A 20,313-nucleotide genomic window follows, 5' to 3' on the forward strand; every position below is an offset into this window, starting at 1 on the left:
GTCAGAAACACGGGGACGCGATGGACGGATCGTTCGCAGGATGCGAACGGGCCTATTTGCCGCCGGTGTTGGCGATACCGGTGGCGATCTGCCGCTGGAAGAACAGGAAGATGATCACGACGGGGACGATCGAGACGACGCTCATCGCGAGGATGAGGTTGAACGGCACGGTCTCCTCGGCGTTGAAACGCGCCAGCGCGACCGGAAGCGTGTACACGTCCGAGCTCTGCGCCACGATCAACGGCCAGAGGAAGTCGTTCCATCGCCACATCACCGAGAAGATCGCGACGACCGCGAGCGCCGGGGTGCACAGCGGAAGCACGATCCGCAGGAACGTGCGGAACTCACCGGATCCGTCGACGCGTGCGGCCTCGATCAGCTCGTCGGGGATGCTCAGCATGTACTGCCGGAGCAGGAACACGCCCGTCGGCGTCGCCGCCGCGGGGATGATCATGCCCCACAGCGTGTTCACCAGCCCGAGGCCGGCGACGACCTGATACACGGGGATCAGGATCACCTGCAGCGGGATCATGATGGTCGCGAGCGTCAAGACGAACAGGAACGTCTTGCCGCGGAAGTTGTACTTCGCGAGGGCATAGGCCGCCATCGCGTTGATCGCCAGCGTGATGGCGGTCGCCGCGATCGTGACCACGACGCTGTTGCGCAGGTAGGTCGTGAAGTCGAACCGGGTGAGCGCCTCGGTGAAGTTCGTCGGGGCCCAGGAGTCCGGCAGGAAGCTCGGCGGCCGCGCCGCGAGCTCGGTCGGCGACTTGAAGGCGCCGAGCAGGGTCCACAGCACCGGGACCAAGGCGACGAGGGCGCCGGCGGTGAGGACGACCACACGGAGCGCGTCCGAGAGCCGGGTCTTGCCGAGCGAGGTCCAGGTGCGCCGGGGGGATCCGGCGGTCTGCGTGCTCATACCGCTTCCCTCTTCCTGCTGATCAGCCAGTTGATGATCGTGATGACGAACACGACGAGGAACAGCAGCACGCCGCCGGCCGAAGCGATGCCGTAGCGGATCGGCGACTGGAAGCCGTTCTCGTAGATGTACTGGACGATCAGCATCGTCGCGCCGACGGGCCCGCCGCCGGTCAGGGTGTAGATGAAGTCGAAGGACTGGAACCCGTGGATCGTCGCCAGCACGACCACCACCACGATGCTCGGCTGCAGCATCGGGAGCGTGATCGAGCGGAACTGGACCCATGACGACGCGCCGTCCATGCGGGCGGCCTCGTACAGCGTCGGGTCGATCGCCTGGAGCCCTGCCAGCAGGATCAGCATGTAGAAGCCGACCTGCATCCAGATCCCCACGGCGACGATCGAGACCATCGCCCAGGTGTTGTTGACCAGCCACGGGATCTCACCGATCCCGATCCAGCTCAACCAGGTGTTGACCGCGCCGTTCTTGCGCTCGAGCATCCAGCCCCAGACCAGGCCGACCACCACGGGCGAGATCAGCACCGGGATGAAGAAGACGCTGCGGAAGAACACCTTGAAGCGCCTCTGGGCCTCGACCAGGACGGCGAGGCCGATGCCGACGACCGTCGACAGCACCACGAACGCGACCGCGTAGATCACCGTGTTGCGGGCGACCATCCAGAACTGCGCGTCCGTGAGGATCGTCGAGTAGTTCGCCAGACCCACCGCCTTGAACGTGCGGCCGTTGCTGGAGGCGTACATCGACATGTTGAAGCCGTTGAGCGCCGGCCAGACGGTGAACATGCCGAAGATGAGCATGTTCGGGAAGAGGAAGAAATAAGGGGCGAGACGGAGCCCCCAAGGGGCCCGCTTGCGCCGGTTCAGCGCAAGCGGGATGGTGACGGTCGTCATTGCTTCGTCTCCGCCACCAACTGATCGATCTTCGTGGACAGATCCTTCATCGCCGTGGCCAGGTCCTTCTGCTCCGCCACGACCGCCGAGATCTGGTTCACCAGCTCCGTGGCCGATCCGCTGAACGCGGGGTTGCCGACCGTGGCGAAGGTGTCCTCGGGGGTGCGCTTGAGCTCGGCGTTGAACACGTCCATCGCGGTCTGCGTCTTGGCGTCGGCGTACTTCACACCCGACTTGGCGAGATCGGCACGGGTCGGCAGGGAGCCGGCGGCGGTGACGAACGTGGTCTGGTTCTCCGGGGAGTTCATGAACTTCACGAACTCCGCCGCGAGAGCCGGGTTCTTCGACTCCTTGAACGCGGCCATGAACTTGCCGCCGGGGAATCCGCCGCACTCCTTCGCGCAGGGGTTCGGAGCGACCGCCCAGTCGAACTTCGCGTTCTGCACGAACTGGCTGACCTGCCAGTTGCCGGACAGGTACACGGGGGTGTCGCCGGTCAGGAAGATCTCGTTCGCGCCCTTGTACTTCGAGCCCGAGCCGAGCCAGAAGTCCTTGGGCATCTTGTCGTCCTTCATCAGGTCGACGAGCGGGCTGAGCGCCTTCTCCGCCTTGCCCGTGTCGAGCGTGTTCCCCTTGGGGCCGACCAGGGTCGTGCCGTACTCGCTGAGCACCGTGGAGAGCCGGTGGCCGGACTTGTCCATCGCGAAGGCGTAGGGGACGCCGGTCGCGGACTGGACCTTCTTCGCCGCGGTGAGCAGCTCCTCCCACGTCCACGGCTTCTTCTCGTCGGGCAGGGCGACGCCGGCCTTCTTGAACAGGTCGACGTTGATGAAGGGCGCGTTGATCGTGAGATCGGACGGGACGGCGATGAGCTGCCCCTTCGCGTTGGTCGCCGCCGCGCGAGGACCGGCCAGGAAGTCCTTCTTGAAGTCGGCGCCGGTGTAGTCGTCCAGGGGGAGGAGGTCGTCGTGGAACTCGCTGAGGGAGGAGAGCCGCACGACGTCGGGGGCGTTGCCGCCGGTGAGGCGGGCCTGGACCGACTTGATCAGGTCGCCGAAGGCGAGGATCTCGAGGTTGACCTTGACGTCGTACTTCTTCTCGAACTTGGCGATGAGGTCGCGCGTGCCCTTCTCGTCGGGGCCGTCGGTGAAGTAGACGTAGTTCAGGGTCTTGCCCGCGAAGTCCTTCGGGTCGACCGAGTGCGCGGGCGTGGGGGCATCGTCGCTCTCCGACGGACCGGGCGCGCACGCCGTAGCGAGCAGTGCGATGGAGCTGATTCCGACGATCAGGGGAAGCAGACGCGAACGTAGACGTGCCACGGGTCCTCCTATGGTGCGGGGCGAGCGTCCATGCTCGTCCGGGCTGTGTGGTCTTCGGGTCAATCAGATGTATTGACCTCGCCCCCATTTTGGACAATAGTTTCCCTGAAAGGAAAGCCTTTTCTGTTCAACGGAATTTATCCGGCCGGGGTCGGAGGATCGGGAGATGCGATGGAGCACGAGGATCGCAGTGGGAGATCGCGAGCGCTGGAGGGCCGTCACGCGCTGGTGACCGGTGGTGGATCGGGGATTGGCCTGGCCTGCGCCCGGCGACTCGCGGAGGACGGGGCGCGAACCACGATCCTCGGTCGGGCCAGCGCCGTCGCCGCCGCCGCGGACCTGCGCGCGGAAGGGCTGGATGTGGACGCGGTCGAGTGCGATCTCTCCGACGTCGCCGCGACGCGGGAGCTCGCCGAGCGACTGGCGAGCGAGGAGAAGATCGACATCCTCGTGAACAACGCGGGCATCATCTATCGCGAGCCGGCCGAGACGCACGATCCACGGGAATGGGAACGAGTGCTCGACGTCAACCTCCGGGCGGTCTGGGCGCTCACCCAGCCGCTGGGCGCGGCGATGGTGGAGCGGGGCTTCGGAAGGATCGTCACGATCGCCTCGCTGCTCTCGTTCCAGGGCGGGATCAACGTCGTCTCCTATGCGACGACGAAACATGCCGTTGTCGGCATGACCAAGACGCTCGCCAACGAATGGGCGTCGCGCGGAGTGACGGTCAACTGCATCGCGCCGGGCTACATCGCGACGAACAACACCACGGCCCTGCGCGAGGACGAGGCGCGCGAAGCGGAGATCCGTTCCCGGATCCCGGCGGGACGCTGGGGCACTCCGGACGACGTCGCCCGCGCCGCCGCCTTCCTCGTGGGGCCCGATGCCGGATACGTCAACGGGCACACGCTCGTCGTGGACGGAGGCTGGCTCGCGCGCTGACCCCTGCTTCTCTCGCCGGCCACGACTTCTCCGGCCGCCCACGGCGCGGGTTCCGCAGTGCGGAGAACGCGCCTAGACTCCTGCGCGAAGCCGCTGATCGCATCGGATTCCGGAGCACGGCGGTGCACCGAGGAGGCGACATGCAGACCCTGACGATCGACTTCATCTGCTCTCTCGACGGTTACGGCGCCGCGGAGGGATGGCCCGGCCTGTGGGGGATGGGTGGCCCTGAGTACTTCGAATGGCTCGGCACGGCCCCGGACAAGGACTATCCGATTCTCATGGGTGCGACGACGTACCGGCTCATGTCCGCCTTCGCCGCCGCCGGCGAGGAGGGTGTCGACGTGCTCGACCGGATCCCGAAGTACGTCTTCTCCGCCACGCTCCCCGACCCTCTGGCCTGGGCGAACTCGATCCTGGTCCGCGAGGACGCGGTCACGTTCCTGCGCAGGCTGAAGGAGGAGTCGGATCGGCCGCTGCGCACCCTCGGCAGCGTCTCCTTGTGCCGGTCGCTGCTGAACGCCGGCCTCGTCGACCGCTACCGCGTCGTGCTCTTCCCCGTGATCACCGGAGCCACGGGCGAGGACCGGATCTTCGACGGCTACCCGGACGTGCGCCTGGACCTCGTCACGTCGCGCACCTTCGACGGACGGCTCCAGCTGCTCGAGTACGTGCCGACCGTGCTCGACGGCCCGCCCGGTCGTTGATCCGGCGCCCCACGCGCGGGGTCTCCGTCGGGACGGGGAGCCGGTCGACTGCTCAGCCCTCGGTCGCGGAAACGGCGGCCTCGACGAGGTCGGCATCGGTCGCGGCGCTCAGGTCGATCCGGCGCTGAGCGATCACGGCGTCGGCGACCAGCGGGTGGTGGTCGCGCAGGCGCTCGAGGAACATCGCCGCAGCGTTCGACTTGCCGTCGCCGTGCCCGAACAGCACGAACCGGCGGCCGAGGTACTCGTCCTGCAGCACCCGCGCCGTCTCCTCGAAGAACGGCACCAGGTCCTGCACATCGTCATGCCCGAGGCGTCGCTCGACGGTGCGGAGGTTGCGCGCCCACGGATCGTCGTTGCGCACGCGCCGCTCCGAGTCGGAGACCGTGCGGCTGTGCAGGTCGAAGTCGAGGATCCGGGCCCGCTCGTCATCGATGGTGACGACGAGAAGGCGCTGCTCGTTCTCCGCTCGGATGTCCGTGTGGTCGGTCATGTCCACTCCCTTCGCTCCGATGCGCGGGCGTCGCGCTCGCGCGCATCGCTTGGGGAGGAGAGTACGTCGGCTTGCCGCTCCCGGCGACCCCCTTGCGTGACACCGATCCTCGGGTGCGCGGAGCCGATCCTCGGGTGCGCGGAGCCGATCCTCGGGTGCGCGGAGCCGCGAGGCGTCCGGCCGTGTCACGCGGGTCCGGCACGACCCTAAGGGGTCAGACGGTGTGCCGCACCTGCGCCCGGCCCGCCTCCCGGGCGAGGAGTTCGATCGCCGAGGCGAGACCGCGGGCCGCCTCGGCCGGGTCGATGCGGGCCAGAGCGAACGCGGCGACGACGCTGCTCGTGATCGCGTCGACCAGGCGGCCGCGGTCGGCTGCGTCGAGATGAGGGGCGTGCGCCTGCACGCCGCGCGCGAACGCGTCGCGGAGCTCTGCGCGGTAGTCGGCGATCACCCGGGCGACCTTCGGATCCTGCGCGATCGGTGCGCCGGCGGCGTTCACGAGCAGGCAGCCGTGCGACGCCGGCATCGAGCTCAGGGTGCCGAACGCGTCGTGCAGGCCCTGCAGATAGGCGATGATCGCGTCGGGTTGGACGGGCTCTGCGGACAGCGGCTGCAGCCGGGGGCGGACGACCTCATCGAGATAGCTCTGCACCGCGGCGTCGAACAGGCCCCGCTTGGAGCCGAACGCGTTGTAGATGCTGGAGCGGCTGAGCCCGGTCGCCGACTCCAGCTCGGGGATCGAGGCGCTCTCGTAGCCGACGCTCCAGAACAGCGTGCGGGCCGCGCGGACCACGGTGTCGTGGTCGAAGCTCTGGGTGCGTGCCATGGTCGCTCTTTTCTGTAATGACCGATCCAGTATATATTGGACAGGTCGTTACAGAAAAGGTTTCACGCAGAGGAGTCCCATCATGGTCGTCGCAGGTCTGATCTTCGCCGCGGTCGCCGCGCTCGTGCACGTCTACATCTTCGTCATGGAGTCGCTGGCGTGGACCACGCCCCGGGTGCGCGCGACCTTCGGCATGACCGAGGACGAGGCGCTCGCGACGAAGTCGATGGCGTTCAATCAGGGGTTCTACAACCTCTTCCTCGCGATCGCGGTCTTCGCGGGGATCGTCTTCTTCGCCGTCGGGGCTCCCGTCGTCGGAGCGACGCTCGTGCTCACCGGAGCCGGATCCATGGCCGCCGCCGCGCTCGTGCTGCTGCTGTCGAGCCCCGACAAGCGGGGCGCTGCGCTCAAGCAGGGCGTGATCCCGGCCGTGGCGACGATCGTCCTGGCGGTCGGCCTCGCGCTCTGACCGGTCCGTCCGCTTCATCCTCACCCCCTATCCCTCACGAAACCCCTCACGAAGGAGTTCCATGTCCCGTGCCCTGAGCACCCAGATCCAGCTCGCGAAGCGTCCGGTCGGCTGGCCGACGCCGGGCGACTTCCAGACCGCCGAGGTCGTCTACGAGGACCCCGCTGCCGGCGAGGTGCGCGTGCGCAACGAGTTCGTCTCCGTCGACCCGTACATGCGGGGACGTATGAACGATGTCCGCAGCTACGTGCCGCCGTACGCCCTCGGCGAGACCATCACCGGCGGCGCGATCGGCCGGGTCGTCGCCTCGGACGCCCCGGAGCTGCCGGTCGGCACGCTCGTGCTGCACCAGCACGGCTGGGCCGACGTGGTCCAGGCCCAGGCGGCGACGTTCCGCCCCGTGCCGGATATCCCCGGGCTCCCGTCGTCGCTGCGTCTGCACATCCTCGGGATGACCGGGCTCACCGCGTACGTCGGCCTCACCGCGATCGCGGGGATGAAGCCCGGCGACACCGTGTTCGTCTCCGGTGCGGCCGGCGCGGTCGGCACCGCGGTCGGTCAGATCGCGAAGCTCCTGGGCGCGGGGCGCGTGATCGGCTCTGCGGGCTCCGCCGAGAAGGTCGCGCTCCTGACCGAGAAGTACGGATACGACGTCGCCTTCAACTACAAGGACGGCGACGTGCGCGGCCAGCTCGCGGCCGCCGCGCCGGAGGGCGTCGACGTGTTCTTCGACAACGTCGGCGGCGACCACCTGGAGGCGGCGCTCGACGCGTTCAACGACGGCGGCCGCGCTGCGCTGTGCGGTGCGATCGCGGGATACAACACGACGGACCGCACCCCGGGACCGGACAACATGGCCAACATCATCACCCGCGGCCTCACCCTGAAGGGCTTCACGCTCGCGGCGTACCTCGGCCTTGCGCCGGAGTTCCAGGAGAAGATGACGGCCTGGTTCGCCGAGGGGCGGATCGCCTACGACGAGACGATCGTCGACGGCATCGAGAACACGGTGGACGCGTTCCTCGACATGATGCGCGGCGCGAACACGGGCAAGATGCTCGTGCGCATCGCCCCCGCGGAAGGCACGGCCGAGCGCGCCTGAGCCCACGGGGCGGACGAAGCGGCGGGGTGCCGTGGCCCCCGCCGCTTCGGCGTCACTCCGCGAAGAACGCGAGGATGTCGTCGTCCAGCGCGACCTGGTAGTCGCCCCAGATGCCGTGGGACGCGCCCGGGTAGACCTTCAGGGTGCCCTGCGAGACGAGGGTGATCGCTTTCTCCGCCGCCGCGGCGATGGGGACGATCTGGTCATCGTCGCCGTGCGCGATGAGGATCGGGACATCGAGGGCCTTGAGATCCTCGGTGAAGTCGGTCTCGGAGAAGACCTTCACGCAGTCGTAGGCGGCGTTGAGGCCGGCCATCATGCCCTGGCGCTGGAAGTCGTCGACGAGGCCCTGCGAGCGCTTGTCCGGCTGGTGGTTGAAGCCGAAGAAGGTCTCGGCGAGATCCTTGTAGAACTGCGACCGGTCGTTGAGCACTCCGGCACGGATGCCGTCGAAGACCTCGAGCGGCGTGCCCTCGGGGTTGGTCTCGGTCTGCAGCATGAGCGGCGGGACCGCGCCCGCCGTCGCGACCTTGGAGACCCGGCCGGCTCCGCGGGTCGCCGCGTAGCGGAACACCTCGCCGCCGCCCGTGGAGTGCCCGACGAGCAGGATGTCCTGCAGGTCCAGCTGTTCGGCCAGCGAGGCCAGGTCGGCCACATACGTGTCCATGTCGTTGCCGTGGTACGTGCGCGAGGAGCGGCCGTGACCCCGGCGGTCGTGGGCGATGGCGCGGTAGCCGGCGTCGGCGAAGAGCTTGAGCTCCTTCTGCCACGCGTCCGAGTTCAGCGGCCAGCCGTGGCTGAAGATCACGGGGCGACCCTCGCCGAGCTCGGTGTAGTAGATCTCGGTGCCGTCGGGCGTGGTGATGTAGGGCATCGTGTGTCCTTTCCTGGGGAGGGGAGTGCGACGCGAGACGGCGACGGATCGCCGCGCCGTCGCGAGACACACGCTAGGCCGGGAACGGACGCGGGAGGGAGGCCCGCGGAGTACTACCCTCCGGTCGGCCTGGCGGCCGGAGGGGCGGTCGGCGCCGCGGCCGGGCCGGCGGTGGGCGAAGGCGCCGGAGGGCCCGTGGGGACCGTTCCGGTGGAGAGCGGCACGGATGCGGCGAGGCCGGCGAAGAGCGTCTCGGCCTTCCCGCCCGGCCCGGCGGACAGCACGGTGAGCTGATAGCCCGGGAGGCTGCGCACGGCGAAGTTGTGCGCATCGATCGCGACGTCGCCGAAGCCCTCGATCGCGATGTGGAACGTCGTGTCCTCGGGGCCGGACACGTCATGGCGGTCCCAGATGCGCACGAAATCCGGATCCGCCGAGAGCTCGCCGATCAGCTCGGCCAACCGGGGCGAATCGGGATGCGCATCGCGGCGGAGCGTCGCCACGGCGGATCGGGTCATCTCCTCCCATTCCCGCAGGGTGCTCTTCATCCGGTCGTTGAAGAGCCCGGCGATCTGGTTGGAGCCCACGGCGAGCCCTCCGTGTCCCAGCGCCGTGGCGAGGGCGTTGGCCGCGACGATGTCCCGGTGCGGGTCGGAGATGTAGGCCGGGGTGCGGTACCAGCGGGAGAGCGTGCGTGCGATGCGCTCGGCGGTCTCCGCGTCGGCGGGCTGCGGTCGGTAGGGCCGCGCCGTGACGAGACGGTGCAGGTGCGCGACCGACTCGTCGTCGAGGCGGAGGGCGCGCGCGAGCGCCTCCAGGACCTGCTCCGACGGCCGTCCGACCCGCCCCTGCTCGATGCGCAGGTAGTACTCGGCGCTGATGCCGGCGAGCTCGGCCACCTCCTCGCGACGGAGCCCCGCGACCCGCCTCCCCGGCTGCCGGGTGAGCCCGACGTCCTCGGGCTGCAGCACTCCGCGTCGTGCGCGCACGTAGCGTCCCAGGGCGTTGAGAGAGTCGCTCACGCAGATCCTCGGTCGGGGGCGGAAAAGGGGATGCCTCGATTCTCCGCCACGGCGTCCCCCCGCCCGGGCATGTCGGGCCGGATCGCCGTCGGCGAGTTGAAGGCGCACGGTCCCCGTGACAGGCTGACCCTGCATCGCGAACGCGCGCGGAGGGGACGGGATCCATTGGTCACACAGCAGTTCGTCGCACCGCCGGCGCGCGCCGCGCTGTTCCTCGTGCTGACGGTGAACGAGGGCAGCGAAGAGGTCGTGCGCGATGTCCTCGCTGACCTCTCGAGCATCACGCGGTCGGTCTCGTTCCGCGTACCCGACGACCAGCTGAACTGCGTCCTCGGCATCGGTGCGGAGTTCTGGGACCGGATGTTCTCGCTGCCGCGTCCGCAGGGCCTGCATCCGTTCGTGCCGTTGGACGGGCCGCGGCACAGCGCGCCGAGCACTCCGGGCGACCTGCTGCTGCACGTGCGCGCCCATCACATGGATGTGTGCTTCGAGCTGTCCCGGCAGGTGATGGACCGGTTGCGCGGCCACGCCCAGGTCGTCGACGAGACCCACGGCTTCAAGTACTTCGACGAGCGGGATCTGCTCGGCTTCGTGGACGGCACCGAGAACCCGGAGGGCGCTGCGGCTCCCGCCGCCGTCCTCATCGCGGACGAGGATCCGGCCTACGCGGGCGGCAGCTACATCATCGTGCAGAAGTACCGTCATGACCTGGCGTCCTGGGGCGCCCTATCGGTCGAGGAGCAGGAGCGCGTGATCGGGCGCAGCAAGCTCGAGGACGTCGAGATGCCGGATGCGGTCAAGCCGATCAACTCGCACGTCCATCTCAACACGATCGTCGACGCCGACGGTGTCCAGCGGCAGATCCTCCGCGACAACATGCCGTTCGGCGAGCTCGGGACGGACGAGTTCGGCACCTACTTCATCGGCTACGCGGCGGATCCGGGCGTGATCGAGCAGATGCTGCGCAACATGTTCCTGGGCAGCCCGCCCGGCAACACAGACCGGATCCTGGACTTCTCCACGGCGCACACCGGCACCCTGTTCTTCGCGCCCGCCCTCGACTTCCTCGACGACGTGCCACCCGGCCGCGGCGCGGAGATCGCCGACACGGCGGCCGTGGGGGAGACCCCCGTGGCCGATGCCGCAGCAACGGATCTGGGCATCGGGGGTCTGCGCACCTCCGACGTGCGCTGACGCCCGGACGACGAAAGCCTCTGACAGTGAAAGGTCGATGACATGGACAACCTCCACCGCAGGCTCGCACCGATCTCCTCGGCCGCGTGGGAACAGATCGATGACGAGGCGCGACGCACCTTCATCACCCGGATCGCCGGCCGGCGCGTCGTCGATGTGCCGGAGGCGGGCGGATCCGGTCTGTCCGCCATCGGCACCGGGCACGTCGAGACGATCGCCGCTCCCGGGCCGTCGGTCGAGGCGCGACGACGTCAGGTGCAGCCCCTCGTCGAACTGCGTGCGCCGTTCACCGTGACGCGTGCGGCCGTCGACGACGTCGAGCGCGGGGCGCAGGACTCCGACTGGCAGCCCGTGAAGGACGCCGTCGAGGCGCTGGCCACCGCCGAGGACACGCTCGTGTTCGCCGGGTCCGAGGCCGCCGGGGTCCAGGGCATCGTCGCGAGCAGCTCGAATGCGGCGATCCCGCTGCCATCGGATCCGCGCGAGCTGCCGGCAGCGGTCGCTCGGGCGCTCACCGTGCTTCGAACCGTCGGCGTTCAGGGCCCGTACGCGCTGCTGCTCTCGGCCGAGCTGTACACCGCGGCGTCCGAGACGGTCGACCACGGCTATCCCGTGCACGAGCACCTTCGACGCCTGCTCGGCGACGAGGGGAAGATCGTTTTCGCCCCGGCACTCGACGGCGCGATCGTGCTCTCGATGCGCGGCGGGGACTACGCGCTCACCCTCGGCCAGGACGTGTCGATCGGCTACCTCTCGCATGACGCGGACGGGATCCGGCTGTACGCGCAGGAGTCCGTGACGTTCTCGGCCTACACCTCCGAAGCCAGCGTCGTCCTCCGCTGACAGGGCGGCCTCCGTCGCGGCATACGCCGTCGGTCGCTGAGGTCGTCGGGCGCGGAGGCCGTCGGTCGCGGGGCCAGCGGACGCTGACGCCGTCAGTCGCTGACGCTGTCGGGCGCGGAGGCCGGTGGACGCTGACGCCGTCGAACGCTGAGGTCGTCGGTCGCTGACGCCGTCGGAGTCACGGTCAGAACGGCGGCTGGTCGGGTGACGTGTCCGGATCCGGTCTCCCGGTCGGAGTCGCGGTCAGAACGGTGCCGATTCGTCGTCGGGTGGTGGGTCTGGTTGGTGGATGGTGAAGGTGACGGGTGGGGGTGGTTTGTCGATGTAGCTCGCGCCGGTGGGGCTGGTCCATTCCAGGATCCCGGCGCCGAGTTGTTTCACCTTCCACGCGGTCTGGTGTTTGAGGACGTGGTGGCGTCGGCAGAGTCCGCCGAGGTTTCCTTCTTCGGTGGGCCCGCCGTGGGCGGCGTCCACTGTGTGGTCGAGGTCTTGGGTTCGGGGTGGGAGTCCGCAGGTGAGGAACCGGCACCGTGAGTCGCGGGCGTGGAGGAGCCGGCGGAGGTCGGCGTTGGGTCGGTAGTGGTCGACGGCGAGGATCGCCCCGGTGACCGGGTGGGTGAGTACCCGTTCCCATGCGGTGGCTCCGCCGGCGAGGATCCGGGCGGTGTGCGTGTCGATGGGCTGCCCGCCCGCGAGCTCCGCGGGCAGCTCGGTACGGACGCGGAAGGCGGCCCACAGGTCGGCGTGCTCACCTGGCTGCTCGGTCCGCTGCGCGGTGCGGATCTCGAACGCAGATACCGGGCGCGTGGGGGATCCGCGGTGCGGAGCCTGGTCGGGTGCCATGGCCGTGAACGCGGGCACCGTCACCTCCACCCGCGCCTGAATCGCGGACAGCAGCCCGACCGCGGTGTCGTGTCCGGACGGAGAACCGGTGAGGAGCGTGTCCGCGCACAGGTCCGCACGGAGTTGGTCGAGGGAGCGGTCATCGGCAGGGTCGCCGAGTCCTTCGGAGTCGCCGGGCCCGTCCGAGTCGCCGGGCCCATCCGGGTTGCCGAGCTCTTCGGAGTCGCCGAGTTCGTCCGGGGCCGGGGTGACTCCCAAGGCGGAGTTCTTCGCCGCTTTCGCGTTCGCGGTCTTCACCAGGTGGGCTTGTTGGGTGAGGCGGTCGAAGATCCCGTCGATCACCGCCGCGGAGTGGATGAGCCCGAGCTGTTTCTGCCCGTCGGGGAGTTCTTCCCGCCACACGGTCCGCTTCTCCTGCGCGGTGCGGTGCCGCTCCGTCAACGACCGCGGGGCCAACCGTTCCGCGATGCGTTCCACGATCCGTTGCGCCCGATGCGGCGTCTCACCCTCGCACGCCGCGACCGCGGCGTGTTCGAACTCCGCCCGCACCTCGTCGTCGAGGCGTGCCGCGGTGTCCTGGATCAGACGCACGTGGGCGGTGTTGATCCGCGCGTCACTGAATGCCTGCATGGTGGTCGGGTACCGGGTCATCAACTCCGCCGCCCGGGCCATCCGGCCTTGCACGACCCGGTCCGACATGTGCAGCACCGCCGCCAGTTCCGCCGCCACGCTGCGTGCGGCCAGGTCCACTGCTTCACCCCGTACCGCGGAAGTGCCGCCGGCCGCAGCGAGGTGTTCGGCGAGGCGCTGGGCGACGGCCAGGTGTGCGTCCCGCACCGCCTGCAACCGGATGATCGACGCTTCCGTCGCCGCCACCCCGGATGTGACCATGGCCAGCACAGCGACCGGATCCACCGGGTCCACCCCGGGATCCTGAACCGCGCCGACCGTGTTCGTCATACCCCTATTCAACCCGGGACCACCGACATTCCCAGGCCGGAAAGGGCCTGATCGGATCCGGAAAAGATCACAACCAGATCACAAGATCCGCGCCACAGATCTAGAGCGCGCGCGGCGCCCTTCGTCTCGCCTTCGGCTCGCTCAGGGACCGAAAGGGGCGCGGATCCGGGCCCTTCGACAAGCTCAGGGACCGGGCGCATGCCCCGCTCAGGGGCCGGAGGAGAGCCCGTGTTCGACGAGCTCAGGTGCCAGCCGTCGGTCGCTGAGCCTGTCGAAGCGTCCGACCACGGATCCGGGCCCTTCGACAAGCTCAGGGACCGGGTTTGCCTCGCTCAGGAACCGGGCCCTTCGACAAGCTCAGGGACCGGATGCTTGCCTCGCTCAGGGACCGGGCCCCTCGACAAGCTCAGGGACTTGACGCGACCAACCCGGGGCCGGAGGCGCGATCCGTTCAGCCGCGATCTGCGGCCGGCGCACCGGCGGCCCGCCATCCGGAGACGCTACCGACGCACGTCGCCGCTGTCCGGCTCGAACCCCTCCTCGACCCGTTCGTCCGGCTCGAAGGAGGCGTCGTCGGTCTCGCTGTCCTCGACGGCGGCCTCGGCCTGCGCCCGCGCTTCCGCGAGCGCCGCCTCCTCGCGCTTCTCTTCGCGCTTCTCTCCGAACATGGCATCTCCTCTGCTCATCCGCGGTGACCTCGCGGCAACCCTACGCCCGCTGCGTCGCCGCCGATATGCTGGGCCGAGCGTCGCGTGCCGGTGGCAGACCGTGTCAGGCATGGAGGCGCCGGACGGAAGGAGAGACGATGTCCTCGTCCCACCCTTCGCTCTCGCGTGACTGAGCGCGAGACGGCCAGGCTCATCGCCTGGAGCAACGAACTGCGGCAGGCGCACGGACGACTGCGGGAGGCGCTGAAGGTCGTACGCGCGAGCGGGGCCGAATCCGGCCCGCAGAGTCCCGGGCGCGATCTGCTGCTGCATTGCCGGGGCTTCTGCACGGCACTGGACCAGCACCATCGCGGCGAGGACCGCGCGCTGTTCCCCGCCATCGAGGCCGCGCATCCGGAGCTCGCTCCCGTGCTCCGCACTCTCTCGGAGGATCACGCCATGATCGACGTGCTGCTCACCGCACTCAGCGCGGCGATGGACCACGGCCGCGCGCCGGCGGACCTCGACCGGCACCTCGACGGCATCGGCGCGATCATGGAGAACCACTTCGCCTTCGAGGAACGGCAGCTGCTGCGGGTGCTCGAGACGCTCGCCCTCGACGCGGATCCGCACGATGTGCTCGGCAGCCTCTGAGCACCCCGACGATCGGCCGCGGTCATCAGCCTCTGACGGCGATCCGGATCCGGCCCGTGCGGGTGCGGATCCGGATCCGCCGGAGGAGGATGTCGATCGGCGGGTCCTTCGATCGTCACCATGATGTCGACATCCTCACGAAAGGACGGATCATGCGTTACACGCTTCTGCTGCAGTACCCCGAGATGAGTGCCGAGGAGCTCGGCCCGGAGGCTCTCGCGGAGGGGATGCGCGCCTTCGACGTCTACGCGAAGGCACTGGACGAGGCCGGAGTGCTCCGCAGCGCCGAGGTGCTGCATCCCTCGACCGCGACCACCACGGTGCGCGTGCGAGACGGTCAGCTCGTGGTCCAGGACGGCCCCTTCGCCGACACCAGGGAGCAGCTCGGCGGAACCTTCGTCATCGAGGTGGACGACCTCGACGCGGCGATCGCCTGGGCCCAGCAGGCTCCGTCGGTCGGCTGGGGCGCCGTCGAGGTGCGGCCGGTCGCGACGCGCTTCGCCGACGGCGCCTGGCAGGGCGCATCGCCGGTGCAGCTGCCCTGATGAGCGCGGCCGAGGAGGCGCGCACCGCCGCCGAACGCGCGGTGCGCGCCTCGTACGGCCGCCTGGTGGCGCTGCTCGCCCGGGCCACCGGCGACCTCGCACTCGCCGAGGACTGCCTCGCCGACGCCCTGGAACGCGCCCTGCGCGCCTGGCCCGAGGCGGGCGTGCCGGACAACCCGGAAGGATGGCTGCTCACCGTGGCCCGCAACAGACTCCGCGACGTGTGGGGATCGGCAGCGCACCGCACCAGCGCACCGCTCGACGACGAGGCCTTCTCGGACGGCGTCGACCCCGACGCCGGCATCGACATCGCCGCCCTCGTCGAGCGCGGCGAAGGGATCCCGGATCGACGGCTGGAACTGCTGTTCGCCTGTGCGCACCCCGCGATCGATGCGGGCATCCGCACGCCGCTCATGCTGCAGACCGTGCTCGGCTTCGACGCGGCGCAGGTGGCCCGGGCGTTCGACATCGAGCCGGCGGCGATGGCGCAGCGCCTGGTCCGCGCGAAGCGGAAGATCCGCGACGCGGGCATCCGCTTCGTGCTGCCCACCCGCGCCGACATGCCCGCCCGCACCGCCGCCGTGCTCGAGGCGATCTACGGCGCCTACGCCCTGGACTGGCTGGGCGAGCACGACGACGTGCGCACCTCGCTCGCCGACGAGGCCCGCTGGCTCGCGGTGCTCACGGCGACCCTGCTGGAGACGGATCCCGAGGCGTGGGGCCTGGCGGCGCTGCTCACCCTCGCGCAGTCGCGGGCTCCCGCGCGCGTGCCACCGGCGCCGGGGGAGCGCTGGCCCTCCCTCGCCGAGCAGGACCCTGCGCTCTGGGATCGCGCCCTCATCGCGGAGGGCGAGGCGCTCCTGCATCGCGCGGCGCGGCTCAGCGGCATCGCCGAGGGCGGCGCGCCGGGGCGGTTCCAGCTCGAGGCCGCGATCCAGTCGGTGCACTGCGACCGCGCGCGCACCGGGGTGACCGACCGCGAAGCGCTGCGGCGGCTGTACCGCGGACTGGTGCGCATCGCGCCCACCCGCGGAGCGGTCGAGGCGCTCGCCGCCGTGGAGGCGGGGGAGTAGGCGCGAGCAGCCCGCCCGTTCCGGATCCGGTGCAGTCTGACGTGCGGGATCCGATCCGGCCGCATCCGAGCCTCCCGCGCTCTGACCCGGCGTTCCACGGGACCGGCGCTCTACGGGACCGGCAGCTCTACGGGATCAGCAGATAGAGCGCCCCGAGCACGGTCAGGATCAGCACGATCCGGTCGAACAGCGCCTGGTCGATCCGCGGGATGAGCCAGCGGCCGAGCAGCGCGCCGATCACCACCATCGGCACGAGCACGGCGTCCATCAGGAGCACGGGCACAGTGATGAGCCCGAGACTCGCGAGCACCGGCACCTTGACGATGTTCACGATGGCGAAGAACCACGCGGCGGTGCCGAGGAACACCTTCACGGGCGTGCGCATGGCGAGGAAGTACATCGACATGACGGGCCCGCCGGCGTTGGCCACCATGGTCGTGAACCCGCCCAGCGCGCCGTAGCCGAGTGTGGTGCCGAGAGGGGAGGCGCCCTCGGGAGCTTCGCCCGCGCGCCTCCGCCGCCAGAGCGTGATCGCCACCATCGCGAGCAGGATCACGCCGATCACGGGCCGCACGACGGTGTTGCCGGCGAAAGCCAGGAACAGGGCGCCGAGCGCGAGCCCTCCGACGACGGCCGGGGCGAGCCGCAGCAGCGTCGGCCAGTGCGCGTGCCGCCGCCAGGTGAGCAGGGCGAACACGTCGCCGACGATGAGCAGGAGCAGCAGCGCGCCGGTCGACGTGCGCGCGGGCAGCAGTGCCGCGAAGATCGCTATCGAGACGGTGTTCGCGCCCGCAGCGCGGTCTTCGAGAGCCCGACGACCGTGCCGGCCACGGCCAGCAGGATCCACGCCCACGGCGCGAGATCGATCACGGGCGCACGCTCCGGAGCGGCAGGTGAACGGTCGCGGGGCGATGCAGGGGCATCCTCGAAACGTATCAGGGGATCTGGGGCAGTCCGGGCCCTTCGACGGGCTCAGGGACCGGGGTGGGGCAGTCCGGATCCTTCGATGGGCTCAGGGACCGGGTGGGGCCGTCAAGGTCCTTCGACGGCTCAGGGACGGGGTGTCGCGGTCCGGGCCCTTCGACGGGCTCAGGGACCGGGTGGGGCGGTCCGGGTCCTTCGACGGGCTCAGGTGTCGGGCAGGTCAGCCCGCGGTGTCCAGGAGCCCCCGCCGGAAGCCCTCGGCGACCGCCGCGGCGCGGTCGCCGACGCCGAGCTTGCCGTAGATGCTGAGCAGGTGGGTCTTGACCGTCGCCTCGCTGAGGTGCAGCCGGTCACCGGCCGCGCGGTTGGTGGCGCCGTCCGCGATGAGACCGAGGATCTCGAGCTCGCGGGGCGTGAGCAGGCTCGCCTCCGGCGTGCGGACCCGGCCGACGAGCCGGGATGCGACCTCGGGGGCGAGCACCGTCCGCCCGGCCGCCGCTGCCCGGATGGCGTGCAGCAGCTCGTCGCGGGAGGCGTCCTTGAGCAGGTAGCCGGTCGCGCCGGCGGCGATGGCCGGCAGCACGTCCGCATCCGCATCGAACGTCGTCAGCACCACCACCCGGCTGGCGATCCCGTGCCGCGCGAACTCGCGCAGCGCCGTGACCCCGTCCATCCGCGGCATACGCAGGTCCATGAGCACGACGTCGGGCGCGTGCACCTGGGCGAGGGCGACGGCCTCGGCACCGTCCGCCGCCTCTCCCATCACCGTGATGTCCTCGGCGGATCCGACCATGCCGACGATGCCGTCGCGCACCACGGGGTGGTCGTCGACGACGAGCAGTGTGATCGCGGTCATGCCGGCACCTCCGCGCGCACCACGGTGCCGCGCCCCGGCCGGGAGTCGACCTGCAGCGCACCCGCCGCCGCCTCCAGGCGCTCCCGCATCGCGATGAGGCCGTACCCGCCTGAGCGTCCGGGCTCGCGCTGCACCCGGTCGACCACGTCGAAACCGCGCCCGTCGTCGCGCACCTCGAGGCGCACCCGGCCGTCGTCCATACCCAGGGCCACCGTCACGCGCCGGGCGGCGGCGTGGCGCTCCACGTTGGCGAGCGCCTCCTGGGCCGTGCGAAGCAGGGCCACTTCGGTCTCGGTGGGCAGCGGCCGCGCCGTGCCGGAGACGGACACCGCGGCCGGGATGCCCGTGCGTGCGGACCACGACAGGGCGACGCCGGAGAGCGCATCGGCGAGCGAGGTCTGCTCCAGGGCGGTGGGTCGCAGCGCCTGCACGGAGCGGCGCGCCTCGGCGAGGCCGTCGCGGGCGAGGGCCAGCGCCGCGTCGGTGTGACGACGGCGGGCATCCTCGTCGGGCGCCTGCTCGGCGGCCTGCAGCTGCGTGATGATGCCGGTGAACCCCTGCGCGAGGGTGTCGTGGATCTCGCGGGCGAGCCGGGCGCGCTCGTCCTGCACGGCCGCGCGATGCAGGCTCTTCTCGGCGCGGTGCAGTCCGAAGGACATACCGCACATGACCGCGATGTTCAGCAGGATCACGGCGGCCGTGCCGATCGTGCCGGCCGGATCCCCTCGGAACCCCGAGCTCTGCGCGAGCCCGGCGACCACGGCGGTGCCGGCGACGGGGAGCAGCTCCCAGGGCCAGTCGGCGAGCGAATAGGCGAAGGAGAAGGTCGCGATGGCGAGGAATCCGAACGTGCCGTCTCGCAGCACCAGCAGCAGGTTCAGGACGATGGCGCCGGCGAGGAAGACCGCGACTGCGGCCGGCCGGTCGTGCCAGCGGAACGGAAGGGTCCGCATCACGAGCACCCAGAGTCCGTAGGCCGCGCACAGGACCAGCATCGGCGCGAGGCGTTCCGGCCGCGCCCACTGGGTGAGGACGAGGAACGCGACGAGCAGCGCGAGTACGAGGTACGGAGCGACCGTGAGCACGCTCCGCCAGCGCGAGTCCATCACGGGGCGACCCTACGCCTTCCGCGCGAACAGCGCCCGCATGCGCGGCAGGTTCACCAGGACGGCGACGGGCAGCAGCAGGAGGCCGCAGAGCGCCTGCTCGATGCGCACCCAGTCGGGAAGGAATCCCGGCAGCGACACGATCACGACGACCGCCGCGACGATGATCGGACACACGATCCTCAGGCGCACCCAGGCGCCCCGGGAGCCGCGGGCGGCGGTGGCCGCGATCGCCAGGACCACGACGCCACTGGCGAGCACGAGCGAGCAGCGGATCCAGATCGCGCTCTCGAAGCGGACGCCGATGGCGCTCGCGATGCCGAGGAATCCGACCATCGCGGCGCTGACGCCGACGAACGCCCAGGACAGCAGGATGACGGGCCGGAACGCGGCGCGACGGGCGAGGGCGGCGGAAGAGACAGCGGGGGAAGCGGAGCGTGCGGTGTTCATGACTCCAGCGTCGCCAGCGGCGCACGCCGCGGGATCCACCGTTCGGTCATGGCCGGGCACCGATCGGTGGAGGCGAGCGGCCGCTCACCCGGGCCCTTCGACGGGCTCAGGGACCTTCGGGGAGACCGCGCCCTTCGACGGGCTCAGGGACCGAGCGGGGGCCGGGACGGGCTCAGGGGCCGGGACGAGCTCAGGGGCCGAGCGGGGGTCGGGACGGGCTCAGGGACCGGGTGGCGGTCAGGGCCGGACCCGCACCGTCCGATCCTCGTAGGAGACGAGGTCGCCGTCGACGAGCTGTCGTCCGCGGCGGCGCTCCACCTCGCCGTTCACGCGCACGTATCCGTCGATGATCGCCTCCTTGGCGTCGCCGCCGGAGTCGAGCAGCCCCGCGAACTTCAGGAACTGGCCGAGCCGGATGCTCTCGCCGCCGATGGAGACGTCGTCACTCATGCGGTCCACGGTATCCGAGGATCCCGGCGCCGGGACACGGAGGTGACCGCGGAGCCTACTCCTGCCGGAGAGGCAGGGATCCATTCGGCCCGGATCCGGTGTCGCGCGACGTCACAGAAGCGGTCGGCGTCGTCACAGGATGTCGAAAACCGACACACAGCGACAGCGGATCCGGCGGTCGTGC

22 protein-coding genes and 1 pseudogene are annotated in these 20,313 nt (G+C 70.3%); 9 read left to right on the plus strand and 14 right to left on the minus strand.

What is annotated here, in order from left to right; all coding sequences use genetic code 11:
* Positions 1–52: 52 nt before the first annotated feature.
* The 3 genes from AERO9AM_RS00115 to AERO9AM_RS00125 are packed head-to-tail and all read right to left on the minus strand — an operon-like array spanning position 53 to position 3,149.
* Complete coding sequence (locus tag AERO9AM_RS00115) at positions 53–919, minus strand: carbohydrate ABC transporter permease (protein WP_159574337.1); 867 nt, start codon at positions 917–919, stop codon at positions 53–55.
* On the minus strand, positions 916–1,830 hold the full coding sequence (locus AERO9AM_RS00120; protein WP_159574338.1) for a carbohydrate ABC transporter permease: 915 nt from the start codon (positions 1,828–1,830) through the stop codon (positions 916–918). Before AERO9AM_RS00120 ends, AERO9AM_RS00115 begins: the two co-directional genes overlap by 4 nt.
* Positions 1,827–3,149: an ABC transporter substrate-binding protein gene (locus AERO9AM_RS00125; RefSeq protein ID WP_159574339.1), complete on the minus strand. Its 1,323-nt coding sequence runs from the start codon at positions 3,147–3,149 to the stop codon at positions 1,827–1,829. The genes AERO9AM_RS00120 and AERO9AM_RS00125 overlap by 4 nt, the downstream gene beginning before the upstream one ends.
* A 171-nt stretch (positions 3,150–3,320) precedes the next feature.
* Between AERO9AM_RS00125 and AERO9AM_RS00130 the strand changes: the two genes are divergently transcribed.
* Together AERO9AM_RS00130 and AERO9AM_RS00135 are read left to right on the plus strand one after the other, a co-directional pair.
* The gene (locus AERO9AM_RS00130; RefSeq protein ID WP_159574340.1) at positions 3,321–4,091 is read left to right on the plus strand and encodes an SDR family NAD(P)-dependent oxidoreductase; all 771 of its coding nucleotides are present in this window, start codon (positions 3,321–3,323) and stop codon (positions 4,089–4,091) included.
* A 140-nt stretch (positions 4,092–4,231) separates the two neighbouring features.
* Positions 4,232–4,798: a dihydrofolate reductase family protein gene (locus AERO9AM_RS00135; protein WP_159574341.1), complete on the plus strand. Its 567-nt coding sequence runs from the start codon at positions 4,232–4,234 to the stop codon at positions 4,796–4,798.
* Positions 4,799–4,850: 52 nt separating this feature from the next.
* On the opposite strand, the gene AERO9AM_RS00140 is transcribed toward AERO9AM_RS00135, so the two are convergent.
* Both AERO9AM_RS00140 and AERO9AM_RS00145 read right to left on the minus strand, forming a co-directional pair.
* On the minus strand, positions 4,851–5,291 hold the full coding sequence (locus tag AERO9AM_RS00140) for a hypothetical protein (protein WP_159574342.1): 441 nt from the start codon (positions 5,289–5,291) through the stop codon (positions 4,851–4,853).
* A gap of 214 nt (positions 5,292–5,505) precedes the next feature.
* Positions 5,506–6,117, minus strand: coding sequence for a TetR/AcrR family transcriptional regulator (locus AERO9AM_RS00145; protein ID WP_159574343.1), 612 nt, complete (start codon positions 6,115–6,117; stop codon positions 5,506–5,508).
* Positions 6,118–6,199: 82 nt separating this feature from the next.
* Between AERO9AM_RS00145 and AERO9AM_RS00150 the strand changes: the two genes are divergently transcribed.
* Positions 6,200–6,586: a DUF1304 domain-containing protein gene (locus AERO9AM_RS00150; protein ID WP_159574344.1), complete on the plus strand. Its 387-nt coding sequence runs from the start codon at positions 6,200–6,202 to the stop codon at positions 6,584–6,586.
* Positions 6,587–6,647: 61 nt separating this feature from the next.
* Entirely contained in the window at positions 6,648–7,688 is a 1,041-nt protein-coding gene (locus AERO9AM_RS00155) for an NADP-dependent oxidoreductase (RefSeq protein ID WP_159574345.1), read from the plus strand.
* A 52-nt stretch (positions 7,689–7,740) separates the two neighbouring features.
* On the opposite strand, the gene AERO9AM_RS00160 is transcribed toward AERO9AM_RS00155, so the two are convergent.
* Both AERO9AM_RS00160 and AERO9AM_RS00165 read right to left on the minus strand, forming a co-directional pair.
* Entirely contained in the window at positions 7,741–8,562 is an 822-nt protein-coding gene (locus AERO9AM_RS00160) for an alpha/beta fold hydrolase (RefSeq protein ID WP_159574346.1), read from the minus strand.
* Positions 8,563–8,675: 113 nt separating this feature from the next.
* On the minus strand, positions 8,676–9,584 hold the full coding sequence (locus AERO9AM_RS00165) for a helix-turn-helix transcriptional regulator (protein ID WP_159574347.1): 909 nt from the start codon (positions 9,582–9,584) through the stop codon (positions 8,676–8,678).
* Between the two features lie 165 nt (positions 9,585–9,749).
* Here AERO9AM_RS00165 and AERO9AM_RS00170 point away from each other — a divergent pair, with 165 nt between their 5' ends.
* Together AERO9AM_RS00170 and AERO9AM_RS00175 are read left to right on the plus strand one after the other, a co-directional pair.
* A complete protein-coding gene (locus AERO9AM_RS00170) occupies positions 9,750–10,778 on the plus strand; it encodes a Dyp-type peroxidase (RefSeq protein ID WP_236602427.1) in 1,029 nt (342 codons plus the stop codon).
* 42 nt (positions 10,779–10,820) lie between these two features.
* Entirely contained in the window at positions 10,821–11,621 is an 801-nt protein-coding gene (locus AERO9AM_RS00175; RefSeq protein WP_159574348.1) for a family 1 encapsulin nanocompartment shell protein, read from the plus strand.
* A gap of 243 nt (positions 11,622–11,864) precedes the next feature.
* Here the strand turns inward: AERO9AM_RS00175 and AERO9AM_RS00180 are convergent, their stop codons facing one another.
* Together AERO9AM_RS00180 and AERO9AM_RS00185 are read right to left on the minus strand one after the other, a co-directional pair.
* Positions 11,865–13,424, minus strand: a complete 1,560-nt coding sequence (locus AERO9AM_RS00180; protein WP_159574349.1) for an HNH endonuclease — start codon at positions 13,422–13,424, stop codon at positions 11,865–11,867.
* Between the two features lie 500 nt (positions 13,425–13,924).
* Entirely contained in the window at positions 13,925–14,092 is a 168-nt protein-coding gene (locus AERO9AM_RS00185; protein WP_201298532.1) for a hypothetical protein, read from the minus strand.
* Positions 14,093–14,257: 165 nt separating this feature from the next.
* On the opposite strand from AERO9AM_RS00185, the gene AERO9AM_RS00190 reads away from it, so the two are divergent.
* The 3 genes from AERO9AM_RS00190 (at position 14,258) to AERO9AM_RS00200 (ending at position 16,343) form a co-directional block, all read left to right on the plus strand.
* Positions 14,258–14,725: a hemerythrin domain-containing protein gene (locus AERO9AM_RS00190; RefSeq protein ID WP_159574350.1), complete on the plus strand. Its 468-nt coding sequence runs from the start codon at positions 14,258–14,260 to the stop codon at positions 14,723–14,725.
* Positions 14,726–14,877: 152 nt separating this feature from the next.
* Positions 14,878–15,270 carry a YciI family protein gene (locus tag AERO9AM_RS00195; RefSeq protein WP_159574351.1) on the plus strand — a complete coding sequence of 131 codons (393 nt, stop codon included), beginning with the start codon at positions 14,878–14,880 and terminating at the stop codon, positions 15,268–15,270.
* On the plus strand, positions 15,270–16,343 hold the full coding sequence (locus AERO9AM_RS00200; protein ID WP_159574352.1) for an RNA polymerase sigma factor: 1,074 nt from the start codon (positions 15,270–15,272) through the stop codon (positions 16,341–16,343). The genes AERO9AM_RS00195 and AERO9AM_RS00200 overlap by 1 nt, the downstream gene beginning before the upstream one ends.
* Before the next feature lie 127 nt (positions 16,344–16,470).
* On the opposite strand, the pseudogene AERO9AM_RS00205 reads toward AERO9AM_RS00200, so the two are convergent.
* The 5 genes and pseudogenes from AERO9AM_RS00205 to AERO9AM_RS00225 form a co-directional block, all read right to left on the minus strand.
* Positions 16,471–17,213, minus strand: a pseudogene (locus AERO9AM_RS00205) (sulfite exporter TauE/SafE family protein).
* 274 nt (positions 17,214–17,487) lie between these two features.
* Entirely contained in the window at positions 17,488–18,123 is a 636-nt protein-coding gene (locus AERO9AM_RS00210; protein ID WP_159574353.1) for a response regulator, read from the minus strand.
* Entirely contained in the window at positions 18,120–19,229 is a 1,110-nt protein-coding gene (locus tag AERO9AM_RS00215; protein WP_159577271.1) for a sensor histidine kinase, read from the minus strand. Before AERO9AM_RS00215 ends, AERO9AM_RS00210 begins: the two co-directional genes overlap by 4 nt.
* Positions 19,230–19,241: 12 nt before the next feature.
* A complete protein-coding gene (locus AERO9AM_RS00220) occupies positions 19,242–19,679 on the minus strand; it encodes a hypothetical protein (protein ID WP_159574354.1) in 438 nt (145 codons plus the stop codon).
* A gap of 237 nt (positions 19,680–19,916) precedes the next feature.
* Positions 19,917–20,129, minus strand: coding sequence for an RNA-binding S4 domain-containing protein (locus AERO9AM_RS00225; protein WP_159574355.1), 213 nt, complete (start codon positions 20,127–20,129; stop codon positions 19,917–19,919).
* Positions 20,130–20,313 lie beyond the last annotated feature (184 nt).

This window comes from Microbacterium sp. 8M (assembly GCF_902506375.1).
Taxonomy (GTDB): domain Bacteria; phylum Actinomycetota; class Actinomycetes; order Actinomycetales; family Microbacteriaceae; genus Microbacterium.